This window comes from Nocardia iowensis, assembly GCF_019222765.1.
Lineage (GTDB): Bacteria > Actinomycetota > Actinomycetes > Mycobacteriales > Mycobacteriaceae > Nocardia > Nocardia iowensis.
In genome coordinates, this window is record NZ_CP078145.1 from 8,838,865 (window position 1) to 8,852,723 (window position 13,859).

Genomic DNA, 13,859 nt, shown 5'->3' on the forward strand with positions numbered 1-13,859 from the left:
GCGCCGCACAAAAGGCTCTTCTCCGCGGTGCGATATCTCGGCATAATCGCGGGGGTAGCTGGGCGGTCGAGACGAGCCGCCGATTCGGTGGGTAGTTGCGTTCGGGATGGATCGGAGCTCGATGGTGCACAGTCGGCGTGCGCTCACGACCGCGGCGGTGACTGCCGTGGCCGAGTTGCTCGGCGTCGACGAGACGGCCGTGTGTACCAGCGCGCCGTTCACCGACCTCGGCTTGAATTCCACCCAGCTGGCCCGGCTTACGGCGCGCCTCGAGGATGCCATGGGGGTCGAGGTCGAGCTCAGCGCGATATTCGACTATCCGGACATAGATCAATTGGTCGAGTACCTCGCGATGCGATGACCACGGCCGCAGTATCGATCGTCGGCATCGGCTGCCGGGTACCCGGCGCCGGGGGCGGCGACGAATTCTGGCGGATGTTGCTCGCGCGGCGCGACGCCACCGGAATGCCACCGGACGGACGCCTCGGCACCCGGCGCGGCGGCTACCTGGACGACATCGAATCGTTCGACAACGACTGGTTCGCCCTCGCCGACCGGGAGACCGCGCGCATGGACCCGCGGCAGCGGCTGGCCATGGCGGTGGCGGTCGAGGCCATCGATGACGCCGGGATCGGTTATCGGGTGAAGGGTTCGGGCGGCGCGGTGCTGTTCGGCGCGTGCGGCTACGACCACGGAAGCGCCGCGCTCGGCTGCGACGGTGCCGACGCACACTGTGCCGTCACCGGTTCCGGGCTCAGCGTGATCGCCACCCAGCTGTCTTACGTGCTGGATCTACACGGACCGAGCATGGTGCTGGACAGCGCGGGGGCGTCCTCACTGGCAGCTGTCGACTTGGCGGTGCGACTGCTCGTCGATGAGACGGTGCCGTTCGCGATCGTGGGCGGTATCGATCTCACGCTGCTGCCGTACGCCTCGGACGCACTGGCGGAGGGCCGGTTCCGCGCACCTGACGGGTGCGAACCGTTCGATGCGGGTGCGGAGGACAACTGCCGTGGCGAGGGCTGTGCTGTGGTGATCCTGCAGCGCACGGAAGACGCGGTGCGCGAGAGAAATCGGGTGTACGCGGAGATCGCCGGGACGGCGGTCGGTGCGAACGGTCACTCCAACAGCCGCCATGTACCGAACGGTCGCGCACAGCAGGACACGATGCGCACAGCTTGGTCTCGAGCCGAGCTCGACCCCCGCACGGCTGGATATATCGAATGCCACGCCATCGGAACGTCAGTGGGCGACGAGGCGGAAGTGGGCGCGCTGGCAGCCGTTGTCGCACAGGGCGTTACGGACAGCGACAAGCCGATCTGGATCGGATCGGTCACATCCAATATCGGGCAACTCGAGGCGGCCTCGGGCATCATCGGCATGATCAAAACGGCGCTGTCCATCCACCACGGTGTCATCGCTCCCACCCTCGGCTTTCATACCGAGAACCCGCTGCTGAAGACGGCCGAGGGCGGGCTGAGGGTGCCGACGGCACCGGTCGACTGGAGCATGGTGCCGCGCGGCGAACGCAGCGCGGGGGTCTGCTCTGCCGACTTCGGCGGCACCAATGCGCACGCGGTGCTCCGCGGTGTCGAGGCAGCACCCGTAGCGCACGGAGACGAGTCGCCGGTACTGATCCCGATCACCGGCCGCGATACCGACGAGCTGCGCGCACAGGCGCTTCAGTTCGCCGACCAGCTCGAACTCGGCGACGGGTCACTGCGGGAAAGTGCCGCCGCGGCTGCCAGATTGCTGCCAGAGCGGAATCGACTATGCGTGCTGGCGCGGGATCGCGAGGATGCGGTGGCGCAGTTACGCACAGTGGCGCGCGGCGACTCGGGCCGCGCGGTGCTCGGGCCGTCCACGACGCGGCGGCGGGGTGGTGTCTTGTTCTTGTTCCCCGGGCCGGGTGGTCAGCATCTGGCGATGGGGCGCTCGCTCGCGGCGCGACACAGCGATTTCGCCGCCGCGTTGGCCAGGACGGCCGATGCGATCACCGCGGCAGGTGGTCCACGGATCTGGACGCCACGGCACGGCTTCGCGCTGGCGGCAGGTAACGGGAGCTCCGGAAACGGCCCGCACGCTGCGGAATACGTGCAGCCCGCGATCTTCGCATTCCAGGTGGCGATGGCGGAATTGCTGGCAGCCTGGGGTATTCGGCCGGACGCGGTGGCGGGGCACGGTCTGGGCGAGGTTGCCGCGGCCGTCGTCAGCGGCGCGTTGTCGCTGTCGGATGCGGCGCTGGTCGTGGTGCGGCGCAGCAAGTCCCGACCGGATCTGCACGCGGCGATGGCCCTGTTGGCCGCAGCGCCCTACGAGGCGGCGAAGCTGGTGGAGCCGATGCGCGCGCAGGTGGGCATCGCGGCGATCAACGGTCCGCGGTCCGTGGTGGTGTCCGGTACCGCGCGCTACATCGATACGCTCGTCCGACGGGCCAAGCGCCGCAATATGTCCGCGCTGCGGATCGCCGACGATTCGGCGGCGTACGCCCCGCGGATCGCCACCGTGCCACCGGGGTTCGTCGAAGCGCTGGCTGATCTGCGGCCCGCAGTACCGCACACCCCGATGTATTCCACCGTCCGCCGGGGCGAGCTGATCTCGACGGCGAGTTTGGACGGCGAATACTGGTCCGAGAATGCCTCGGGGACAGTCGAACTCGGCGCGGCGCTGGAGCGCGCCGCCGAGGACGGCCTGTCCACCGTGCTGGAGGTCGCGCCGCACCCTGTGCTGATTCCGGCCGTCCGGGAGCATCCCGAATTTCACGACGCCGCGCACTCGGTGGCCTCTCGCGACGATGAGGCGGGCGAATTCCTCAGCTGCCTGTCCCGACTTCATCTCGAAGGACGACCGGTCGACTGGTCCGCACAAGGCCCGTTCACTGCCGCCGCACCACGGCGTGAGTGGCGCAAGCGCCGATTTCCACTGGTCGCCGCGGTGCCGGAGGCCGCTGAAGAGCCCTTCCCGGCAGACGATCTCACCGACCACGTGGTCCAGGGTGCGGCGACCGTGCCTGTCGCGTTCTGGCTGCGCAGGCTGCTACATCTGACACGTACCAGCACTGGGGCGGCGACTGTGCTCACCGACTTCGTGGTGCACGATCGGGCCGAGCTGACGGTCCTGCCGGAGGTCGCTTATCGCAAGCATGGCGATGGAGGTCTGCGGGCGGAGGTCACGGCGGCCGGAGCGCTGGCTTCGGCCCGGCCGGCCAGTGACCCCACACCCGCGGATATCGTCGCATGGATGCGGGTGGTTGATGCCAACCGGGCTGGGCGACACCGTATGCGGATCATCGCGCCCGCTGCTTTCTACGACCAATTGCGTTGTCGACAGCTGGAGTACGGGCCGCGCTTGCGGGTCCTGCGCGGCATCGCGACCGGAACGGATACCGCGATCGGCCTCTTCGACGCCGCCGAATTGTCCCGCACCGCAACGCTGGACGGCTGTCTGCAACTGCTCGCCGCGACGATCTATGACGAACTGCCCGCCGGTGTGGTCCCGCTGCCGATCGGTATGGACTCCGCGTGGTTGTCGTCGGAACCGAACAGAACTGTTCTCGAGGCGCACGCGTTCCTCCGTGAGCGCACCTCCACCGAACTCATCGGCGACGTCATCGGCACCGATCAGCACGGCGTGCCCTGCCTGGCGTTTTCCGGGGTGCGAATCCAACTCTCGGAACAGGATTCGCCCGCCCGCGTCGCCGTTGCGCCGTGCCACGCCTACGCCGATCGCGCCGCTCCCTTTCGCCAGGAAACTTGGGAACCTCGTGACCTCGAGTCCGTCGGTCTCGCTGGTTCGGCGAACCCCATCGCCCAGCGCGCTCTGGTGATCGGCGAATCAGACTTCGCCGTTCAGTTGGCAGAGTTGCTCGACGGCACCATGCCCACCGATCTCATTGCCCGCGAACCCGAGACCGCCAGCCCCCTCGTCACCACCCTGCTGGCGGCGAGCACCGGTAGCGCCCCCACCGCGGTCGTACTGGTTTGGCCTACCGGCGACAGATCCTCGGCACGGGCATCCGGCACAAGACCCGAAGGGAGTGCTGCGGCGACGGTCGGCCGCGTCCTCGCACTGCTGCAACGTGCCCGAGCCGACGAGCGCACAGCTTCATTGACGATCGTGCTGCCAGAACCGATCGCAGCGCCGGTGCCACACACCGATGATCCCGACTACCTTGCGGTCCCGGCGGCGATCGCCGGCCTGGTGCGGTCCCTGCAGTTGGAATCCGATCGCGTGGTCCGTCTCGTCTGGGCCGATGCCGACACCCGGAACCTGCCACCACTGTGTCGGCTCGTTGCGGCGGGGACGAGCGACACGTCTCGGTTGCTCGCCGAAATTCGCCTTTCCGCAGGCGATCTCGCGATTCGCCGCTTCACCGCCGCGCGACTCCGGCCGACTCCCAAGGCCACCATCGACACCAACGGAACCTACGTCGTCACCGGCGGGTTGGGTGCGGTAGGCGCGGTCGCGGTGCGCTGGCTGCTCGATGCCGGGGCACGTGACGTCGTGGTGCTCACCCGTGCGCCCCGTCCGGTGCCTCCGCTGCTCGACGGACTCGAAGACCGGATCGTCGTGGTCCGCTGCGACGCCGCCGACCGGGCTGACCTGGCCAACGCGCTCAACGACATTCGCCACTGCGGCTCCACCATTCGCGGCTTGGTCCATGCGGCGGGCAGCACGGTGGACGCCGCCTTCGACGCGGCCACCCCTGACCAGGTGGCCAGGATGTTGTCACCGAAGCTGACTGCCGCGGGCAATCTGATCGAGCTCACCGCGGCCGACCCGACCGATTTCATCCTGCTGTTCTCCGCCGCCACCGGCGCGCTCGGCGGCCAGGACCAGGCCGCCTACGCCGCCGCCAACGCCGCGATGGACTCCCTTGCGCTGACGTATCCGGGGCGGGGTGTACTCAGCATCGGCTGGGGCGCGTGGGCAGTGGGTTCGCAAGAGGCGGCGCCGCACTTGCGACGGGCGGGCGTCACCGCCTTCGACACGCTGCGCGGGGGCGCGTTGCTGTCCGAGGCATTGCGCTACGAAGGGACGTATCTCTGCGCAGTGGAGTACACACCCGATACCGATTCGTCGCCCCTGGCGGTACGACTGTCGGATCTCCTTGCGCCCGCCGCCCTTGGTACTCGGGTCGTCGCCGTGCACACCAGCGAGGGCCCGTGACACCGACCATAATTCGCAACAGTCTCGCCGTACGGGTCGCCGAGTGGGCCGCGTCCCGACCGGATACGGTCGCCTACACCGAACTCCGTTATCGAATGCACGAACGGCGTCCCGTCGCCGTGACGTACGCGCGTTTACACGCCGCCGCAGGCGAACTCGCGGCGCGACTTCGGACCGCGAGCGCACCGGGTGACCGGGTCGCCATCCTCTGCGCGCACGGACTCGACTATGCCGTCGCGTTTCTTGCCTGCCTGTACTGCAATCGCATTGCGGTGCCGCTGTTTCCGGCAGCGGGTTCGCGCAACAGAGAACGGCTGCTGGCTGCCATCGCCGACGCGCGGCCCGCCCTCGCCCTGCTGTCGCACAGTGACTCGACCAGCGAGTCGGTGCTCGGACCACTGCTCGGTCAGGCTTTGCGGCTCCCGGCGGATGTGACTGCGCCGGAAGGTGATTCGGCCGAACCGGTCGTCGATCCGATCCGTGCCGAGCTCGCCTACTTGCAGTACACCTCAGGGTCGACCCAGTCACCCGCGGGCGTCCGGGTCACTCACGCGAACCTGACAACGGCGCTGGAACAACTGCGGCACGCGCTGCAGCCAGCGCCGGACAAGCCCATCCTGACCTGGCTGCCGTTCTTCCACGACATGGGCCTCATCCTCGGCATGTCCCTGCCGCTCTACTGCGGCGTGCCCGGCTTGACCATGGCCCCCGCCGAATTCGTGAAGCGGCCCATCCGGTGGCTGCGTGCCGTGAGCGACTACCGTGCCGGGATCACCGGCGGGCCCAATTTCGGTCTGGCCCTCGCTGTTTCGGCGACGACGCCGGAAGAACGGGCTGGTCTCGACCTGTCCGGGCTCGACATGCTGCTCAATGGCTCCGAGCCGGTCCGCGCCGACGTGCTCACCGAATTCACCGAGGCCTTCGCCGAATACGGATTCCGGCATCGCGCGCATACACCGGGTTTCGGCCTGGCCGAGGCGACGCTCAGCGTCACGGTCTGCGATTGGCGCGAAGAGCCGGTGGCGCACCGCTTCGACCGCGCCGCGCTGGCCGACGGGCGGGCGATTCCGCTGGACGACGGGACCGAACCGCTCATCGGCGCGCCGCTCGTCGGTTGCGGCGCGCCCGCCGGGCAGGACGTGCGCATCGTCGACCCGGTCGGCTGCGTCGAGTTGCCCACCGGCCGGGTCGGCGAGATCTGGGTGGCGGGTGACAATGTGTGCGACGGCTACTACGGCAGGCCGGACGCCACCGCCGCGGCCTTCCACGCCACCATGCCCGGCAGCGACGCCCACTGGCTGCGCACCGGCGACCTCGGCTTCTGGTTCGACAATCAGCTCTACATCGCGGGACGCCGCAAGGACGTCATCGTGGTCGACGGCCGCAATCACTATCCGGCCGATATCGAGGCGACGGTCGAAGCCTGCGCCCCCGAGGTGCGACCCGGGCACGTGACGGCCTTCGGGCACGACGACGGACGTCGCGAAGAACTGGTGGTGGTCGCGGAGTTGGTCACCGTCGAGGCCGTCGAACCGGCCGAGCTGTCGGTGCTTGCCCGCCGGATCCGCACCGCCGTCGCGGCCGCACACGAGGTGCTGCCCGGCGCGGTGATGCTGGTCGAGCCCGGCCGGATTCCCAAGACCACCAGCGGCAAGCTGCGCCGCGGTGAATGCCGGGCCCGCTATATCGCGGGTCATCTCGACCCCGTCGCAATGATCTGAGCGCGCCCGCTGATCGGGTCCGCGGGCCGCGATGATGTCACCCGGTGCCGCTCGCGCTCACTCGTCGGTGCGGCCGAGGAGCCGATCGGTTTCGCGCCGTTCGCGTTTGGTGGGTCGTCCCGACCCGCGGTCACGTCGCGGCATGGTGGCGAGGATTTCGCGGGAGGGTGGCGGCGGGCTGCGGTCGATCAGGCATTGCGCGGCTATGGGGGCGCTGACGCGCTTTGTGATGATCTGCTCGACGATCACGATGCGTTCGACGCCGCTGAGGCGGATACGCACCTCGTCACCGGGCTTGACCGGCTGGGCGGGTTTGGCCGCGGCACCGTTGACGCGGACGTGTCCACCTCGGCATGCCTCGGCGGCAGCGGATCTCGTTTTGAACAGGCGCACGGCCCAAGTCCATGAATCGACTCGGGCCTGCGTCGCAGTACTTTTGTTTCCGCTTGCGCGGATGCCGTTGTCGGCGGGGGCCACGCGTTAGACGATACGGCGTGCGGTGACCACCTGGTCGGGACGGAGGGGGGTGTAGGTGACCGGCTGGCCGGACTGCACCGCATTGAGCAGCTTGCCGTCACCGGCGTAGATGCCGACGTGGCCGCCGCCGTTGGTCACGACGATGTCGCCGGGCTGCAGGTTCTGGAAGGCCACCGGAGCGCCGACGTGCGACTGCTCGAAGCTGGTGCGGGGGAGTTCGATGCCTGCCTGCCGGTAGGCCCACTGGACCAGGCCGGAGCAGTCGAAGTTGGAGGGACCAGCGGCACCCCAGGAGTACATCGCGCCGACCTTGGTCTTGGCGGCGTCGAGCGCGATATCGCTGGCACTGGGAGCTTGGTTGAACAGGCCGGGCATGTTCGGCGCGAAATTGGGGACGCCGGGTGCGGCCTGCTGCGGCGCGCCGGGAACCTGTGCGTTGGGCATGGCCGAAACGGCCTGCTGGATCTGCTGGTTGAGTTGCTGGACCGGCGCTTCGTATTCCTGTGGCACAGGAACATCGAAGTTGCCCAGTCCGGGGATATTGATGGTTGCCGCCATCGCAGGGATCGCGGGCATGGCCCCGGTCGTCGCGGCCACCGCGCCCATCACGAGGGCACCCTTGACGGAATTCGGCAAGCGAGAATCCCGCTGCAAGCTGTGTTTACCCACCGAGCTACGTCTCCGATCTTCGTGCTCTCCCGCCGACCGGGTTCGCTGACCAGAAAATGGCCGCAAGGCATCACCCAGACGAACCTTTGGGTGATCCCGGCACGGCAGCCGGGAAGATGGCCCCGACAGCCGTTAAGGCGGTAACTCCGTGGCGCCGCTTCTCTTTCGAAACGACAGGACTCCACTAAGTCACGAAGAGATTACGATGCCGACGCGGTGTTGTCCAGCGCACAGACCTGCAAGTTTTCCGCAGGCGACAAACTCGCTGGACGAACGCCCGGTTTCCCGACACGCCCGCTGGGTCACGACACGATATCGGCCATCGAGCACCCGTTACCGAACGGCCTGCGGCGGTGCGAATCCGCCGCAAGGAACTCAGGATTCGAGGCCGTTCGGGGACTCGCCGCCGCGTTCGGCGAGCGCCCGCTCGAGTTCGACGATCCGGCGGCGCGCATCGGCGAGCCCGACTTCCAGCTGACCGAGCGCCATCACCAAGGGGCCGACCGCCAGATCCGCCACGAGCTGCGGATCGTCATAGCCGCGCTCTATCGCCACCAGGATGTTGGAGCGAATGCGCCGCGCCACCGTGGCATCCGGTGGAACGTTCCACGATTCGACCACCTCGGCGGTGGTTGGGGTGGGTTCGTCGGACATGCCCCTCCGATACTCGCCGGAAACGCCACCAGCGTAGTGACTTCCGGGCCTATGGCAATACTGCGAGAGCATCGTGCAATACCGACCGCTAGCTATATCTAGGACACGCCGTAGATGGGGACAGATTTCCCGGACGGAACGGGCTACGGTGTTAGGGCATGGACCCCGTGCGGAATCCGTATGCTCCCGGAGCCGGACAGCGCCCACCCGAATTAGCCGGGCGCGACAAGCAACTCACCGCCTTCGACATCGTGCTCGAGCGCATCGCGCGTGGCCGTCCGGAGCGAAGCGTCATGCTCACCGGCCTCCGTGGCGTCGGAAAGACGGTGCTGCTCAACCAACTTCGCTCCGCTGCCATCTCCCGCGGCTGGGGCACCGGCAAGATCGAGGCACGGCCGGACCAGGACCTGCGCCGCCCGCTGTCCTCCGCGCTGCACATGGCCGTCCGCGCGATCGCCATGGCACACCGCAATCCGGAGCGGGTCGACGACTTCCTCGGCATCCTCAAGGCGTTCGCGCTACGCGCCACCGCCGACAAGGGCATGCGGGAACGCTGGCAGCCCGGCATCGACGTGCCCGCGGTCACCGGCCGGGCCGACTCCGGCGATATCGAGATCGACCTGGTCGAGCTGCTGGTCGAGGCGGCCGCGCTGGCCGGCGAGATCGGCGTCGGCATCGCAATTTTCATCGATGAGATGCAGGACCTCGGTCCGGCCGATATCTCCGCGATCTGCGGGGCCTGCCACGAATTGAGCCAGGACGCCGCGCCGCTCATCGTTGTCGGCGCCGGCTTGCCGCACCTGCCCGCCGTGCTGTCCGCCTCGAAGAGCTACTCGGAGCGACTGTTCAGTTATCACCGCATCGATCGGCTCGACCGCGAATCCGCCGATCTGGCGCTGATCGCGCCCGCCGAGCGTGAAGAGGTGAAGTTCACCGACGAAGCCCTGGATGCCCTGTACCACAAGGCCGATGGTTATCCGTACTTCGTGCAGGCCTACGGCAAGGCGGCCTGGGACCAGGCGCCGGAAAGTCCGATCACCGCCGAGGATGTCGAGGTGGCCTCACCGACCGCGGAGGAGGAGCTGGCGGTCGGCTTCTTCGGCTCCCGCTACGAACGGGCAACGCCCGCCGAGCGTGAGTACATGCGCGCCATGGCCGATTTGGCGGGTGACGACGGTCCGGTGGCGACCTCGGCGGTGGCCACCGAACTGGGCCGCAAGCCCGCCTCGCTCTCGCCTGCGCGCGACGGACTGATCAAGAAGGGGCTGATCTACTCGGCCGAGCGCGGCACGATCGGATTCACCGTGCCGCACTTCGGCCGCTATCTGCGCAGCGTCTGAGTCGCCGGACGCCGGCGGATGGGATAGCCCCGGATAACCTTCTCTACCAAGATCATTAGAGATCGATAGAAATCAATCCACCCACAGCCCTACCGGCGAGTAACTAAAGTTCCTACACTCGAATGTGATCCTGATCACGTCCGAGGAGGACATCATGGCGACAGCCGCGAAAGTCGACGCCACCGAAGAACAGGCCCGCGCACTGGTCGAGGAATCCCGCGAAACCAGCTGGGCCAAACCATCGTTCGCCAAGGAGATGTTTCTCGGACGGTTCCGGCTCGATCTGATCCACCCCTACCCCAAGCCCGGCCCGGAGGACGCCGCGCGCACCGAGGCCTACCTGGCCCGGCTGCGGCCGTTCTGCGAATCCATCGACGGTCGCGTGATCGAAGCCGAAGGCCGCATCCCGGACGAGTACGTCAAGGGCCTCGCCGAGCTCGGCTGCTTCGGCCTGAAAATCCCGGAATCATATGGGGGACAGGGTCTTTCCCAGTTCGGCTACAACCGCGCGCTGATGCTGGTCGGCTCGGCCCACCCCAGCCTCGGCGTGCTGCTCTCGGCGCACCAGTCCATCGGGGTGCCCGAACCGCTGAAGCTGGCGGGCACCGCGGATCAGAAGGCGGAGTTCCTGCCGCGCTGCGCCGCGGGGGCGGTCAGCGCCTTCCTGCTCACCGAGCCCGACGTCGGCTCCGACCCGGCCCGGATGGCGAGCACCGCGACCCCGATCGAGGATGGCGACGCCTACCAGCTCAACGGCGTCAAGCTGTGGACCACCAACGGTGTCGTCGCCGAGCTGCTGGTCGTGATGGCCAGGGTGCCCAAGAGCGACGGACATCGCGGCGGCATCTCCGCGTTCGTCGTCGAGGCCGACTCGCCTGGCATCACGGTGGAGCGGCGCAATGCGTTCATGGGCCTGCGCGGCATCGAGAACGGCGTCACCAGGATGCACAACGTGCGGGTGCCGAAGGGCAATCTCATCGGCCGGGAAGGTGACGGCCTGAAGATCGCGCTCACCACCCTCAACGCGGGCAGGCTTGCCATCCCGGCGCTGTGCACAGCGTCGTCGAAGTGGTCACTGAAGATCGCCAGGGAGTGGAGCGCCGAACGGGTGCAGTGGGGCAAGCCGGTCGGCGAACACGAGGCGGTCGGCCAGAAGATCGCCTTCATCGCCGCCACCACCTATGCACTGGAGGCGGCGCTCGACCTATCGGCCGCCATGTGCGACGAAGCCCGCAACGACATCAGGATCGAGGCGGCGCTGGCCAAGCTCTGGGCCAGCGAGATGAGCTGCACGATCGCCGATGAGCTGGTGCAGATCCGGGGCGGTCGCGGGTACGAGACGGCGGCATCGCTCGCGGCTCGCGGCGAACGCGCGGTCGGCGCCGAACAACTGGTCCGCGATCTGCGCATCAATCGCATCTTCGAGGGCTCCAGCGAAATCATGCGGCTGCTGATCGCCAGGGAGATGGCCGACGCGCACATGTCCGCGGCGGGCGCGCTGGTGGACCGCAAGGCCGAATTCAAGGACAAGGCCAAGGCGGCGGTCGGGGCGACCGGTTTCTACGCCAAGTGGTTCCCGCAGCTCGCGGTCGGCGCCGGAACGGTACCCGCGACCTATCCCGAGTTCGGCACGCTCGCCCGGCATCTGCGGTTCATCGAGCGCAGCTCGCGCAAGCAGGCCAGGTCGCTCATGTACGCGATGGGTCGCTGGCAGGCGGGGCTGGAATACCGGCAGAACTTCCTTGGGCGGATCGTCGATATCGGCGCCGAGCTGTTCGCGATGTCGGCCGCCTGTGTGCGGGCCCAGTCGTTGCGTGCCGAGGGAGCGGCGGCGGCCGAAGCCGCGACGGAACTCGCGGACGTCTTCTGCAGGCAGTCCCGGGTCCGGGTGCGCAGGCTGTTCGACGCGCTGTGGGACAACACCGATGATGACGATCGCACGCTGGCCCACGGCGTGCTCACCGGCCGATACACCTGGGTGGAGGAGGGTGTGTTCGATCCAAGCGAGGGGACCGGGCCGTGGATCGCCGAATGGCAGCTCGGCCCGTCGACCGAGCCGAACCTGCTACGCCCGTTCCTGCCGTCCACCCGCAGCCACGCCGGGTCCTGACCGGAGGACGGTCGGCCGCCCACCGGGCGTCACGCTCGATAACGCTGTGCCAGGAGCGTGACGTCCGGCGGGTGCCACCGATCGGTGAATATTCATTGGTATCGGCAAAACACTAGATAGCCGTAGATTTCACAACAAGGGGAGGGCGGTCATTTCGTAGCCGAGACTAGGGGACTCTAGGGAATCCGAAAGATAGCCCAATACTCGGCAAGCGACGATCGGTCAGAGTTATCTAATCGAATCTAGCGCTTAACCTACTGGCCCTTAGATTTCCTGATCGTTTCCGAGACATCTGATCTCGCACGTACATGGGTAACTCACCGGGTACCGGCTGACCTGGCCCACTACAACCGCCGGGCGCCAACGCTTCTGTCGTGGCACCTGAGTCTGGCCTGAATACGCGGAGAGGCGGGCAAGCGTCGGTTGGACAACTTGTCCATAACGGCAGGTATGGGCCGTTAACGCAGCGGAAATGTATATCGACAACCGGGCAGAACGCTCCGCAGGGATGCACCCTCCTCAGGAGAACCTCATGTCCACGATCATCGCCCGCTGCGCCGCCGACTACGACGGTCACCGTGTCACGGTGCCGGCCGAGGACGGCGTGCCACTCGCGGTCCGCGCCTTCGGCACCGATACCGCACCCGTCACCGTGGTGTTCGTGCACGGCCACTGCCTGCGCACCGAATCCTGGTCCTTCCTGCGCGACCAACTGCTTCGTCAGTGGGGCGCCGAGACCAGGATGATCTTCTACGACCACCGCGGCCACGGCGAATCCGGCGAGGCCCACCCGTCGACCTACACCATCGACCAGCTCGCCCGCGATCTCGACACCGTGCTCCGCGCGGTCGCACCGACCGGCCCGGTGATCCTGGTCGGCCATTCGATGGGCGCGATGGTCGTGCTCGCCTACGCCCGGCTGTTCCCGGAGATGATCGGCACCCGCGTCGTCGGCGTCGGCCTGATCGCGGGCGCGGCCAACGGCATCACCGAAGTGGGGCTCGGCCGGTTCCTGAAGCGGCGGGCGGTGAACTCGCTGCAGGTGGCCGTGGTGCGCGCGCCGCGCGTCATGCAGGGCTCCAAGCGGCTGTCCCGTCGGATCTTCGAACCGATCATGCGCGCCGCCAATTCCGGTACCAGAAAGGTGAATCCGCGGATGGTCGCGGTCGCCACGGCCATGCTGAACGACACGCCGCTGCTGACCATGTCGAGCTTTCTCGGCTCGCTGATCACCTTCGACGAGACCGCGTCACTGCACCGGCTCGGCGCCATTCCGGCGCTGGTGCTGGCGGGCACGGCGGACATCGTGGTGCCGTTCGCGCACTCGGTGGTGCTCGCCTCGCAGCTGGCCGGCTCGCAGTTGGTTCCGCTCGAAGGGGCGGGGCACAGCGTGATCTTCGAGCGGGCCGAGGAGGTCGCGGTGTCCATCGTCGGGCTGGTCGATCAGGTTGTCACCAGCATGCGTGGGCAGGGGCCGGAATTCGCCGTCGCCGGATGAGTGCTGGGTCGCGCCGGATCGTCCGGGGCGGCCGATCAGGCGTTCGCACCAGACGCGGCGGACGCGTGTGGGCAACATTTGGGCGAACTGCCGAACTTTGCCAGCCGACGAGCCAGAATCGAATTCTTTCTGTACTGTGTTGTAGATCACGTTGTGTGGTGAGTCACACGACTTGGTGCAGCGCGGTTCCAGGCAGACCATGGAAATACCCGCTACCCACC

At 67.7% G+C, this 13,859-nt stretch carries 9 protein-coding genes; 6 read left to right on the top strand and 3 right to left on the bottom strand.

The annotated features are described in order from the left end of the window. Positions 1-121: 121 nt before the first annotated feature. Genes KV110_RS40820 through KV110_RS40830 form a run of 3 tightly spaced genes read left to right on the top strand, consistent with a single transcriptional unit; the run spans position 122 to position 6,890 of the window. Positions 122-361 (top strand): acyl carrier protein, encoded by a 240-nt coding sequence (locus tag KV110_RS40820; protein ID WP_218472419.1) that lies wholly within the window; start codon positions 122-124, stop codon positions 359-361. Then, positions 358-5,169: a type I polyketide synthase gene (locus KV110_RS40825; RefSeq protein ID WP_218472420.1), complete on the top strand. Its 4,812-nt coding sequence runs from the start codon at positions 358-360 to the stop codon at positions 5,167-5,169. The genes KV110_RS40820 and KV110_RS40825 overlap by 4 nt, the downstream gene beginning before the upstream one ends. Continuing rightward, positions 5,166-6,890, top strand: coding sequence for a fatty acyl-AMP ligase (locus KV110_RS40830; RefSeq protein WP_218472421.1), 1,725 nt, complete (start codon positions 5,166-5,168; stop codon positions 6,888-6,890). The genes KV110_RS40825 and KV110_RS40830 overlap by 4 nt, the downstream gene beginning before the upstream one ends. Positions 6,891-6,947: 57 nt before the next feature. Here KV110_RS40830 and KV110_RS40835 read toward each other — a convergent pair whose 3' ends face one another. The 3 genes from KV110_RS40835 to KV110_RS40845 form a co-directional block, all read right to left on the bottom strand. After that, positions 6,948-7,346: an RNA-binding S4 domain-containing protein gene (locus KV110_RS40835; protein ID WP_218479516.1), complete on the bottom strand. Its 399-nt coding sequence runs from the start codon at positions 7,344-7,346 to the stop codon at positions 6,948-6,950. 24 nt (positions 7,347-7,370) lie between these two features. Beyond that, on the bottom strand, positions 7,371-7,973 hold the full coding sequence (locus KV110_RS40840) for a C40 family peptidase (RefSeq protein ID WP_218479519.1): 603 nt from the start codon (positions 7,971-7,973) through the stop codon (positions 7,371-7,373). 438 nt (positions 7,974-8,411) lie between these two features. Beyond that, on the bottom strand, positions 8,412-8,690 hold the full coding sequence (locus tag KV110_RS40845) for a hypothetical protein (protein ID WP_218472422.1): 279 nt from the start codon (positions 8,688-8,690) through the stop codon (positions 8,412-8,414). 158 nt (positions 8,691-8,848) lie between these two features. Between KV110_RS40845 and KV110_RS40850 the strand changes: the two genes are divergently transcribed. From KV110_RS40850 to KV110_RS40860, 3 genes are all read left to right on the top strand, one after another. Next, positions 8,849-10,030 carry an ATP-binding protein gene (locus KV110_RS40850; protein ID WP_218472423.1) on the top strand — a complete coding sequence of 394 codons (1,182 nt, stop codon included), beginning with the start codon at positions 8,849-8,851 and terminating at the stop codon, positions 10,028-10,030. A 154-nt stretch (positions 10,031-10,184) separates the two neighbouring features. Beyond that, complete coding sequence (locus tag KV110_RS40855) at positions 10,185-12,140, top strand: acyl-CoA dehydrogenase family protein (RefSeq protein WP_218472424.1); 1,956 nt, start codon at positions 10,185-10,187, stop codon at positions 12,138-12,140. 532 nt (positions 12,141-12,672) lie between these two features. Further along, positions 12,673-13,638: an alpha/beta fold hydrolase gene (locus KV110_RS40860; protein WP_218472425.1), complete on the top strand. Its 966-nt coding sequence runs from the start codon at positions 12,673-12,675 to the stop codon at positions 13,636-13,638. Positions 13,639-13,859: the final 221 nt, after the last annotated feature.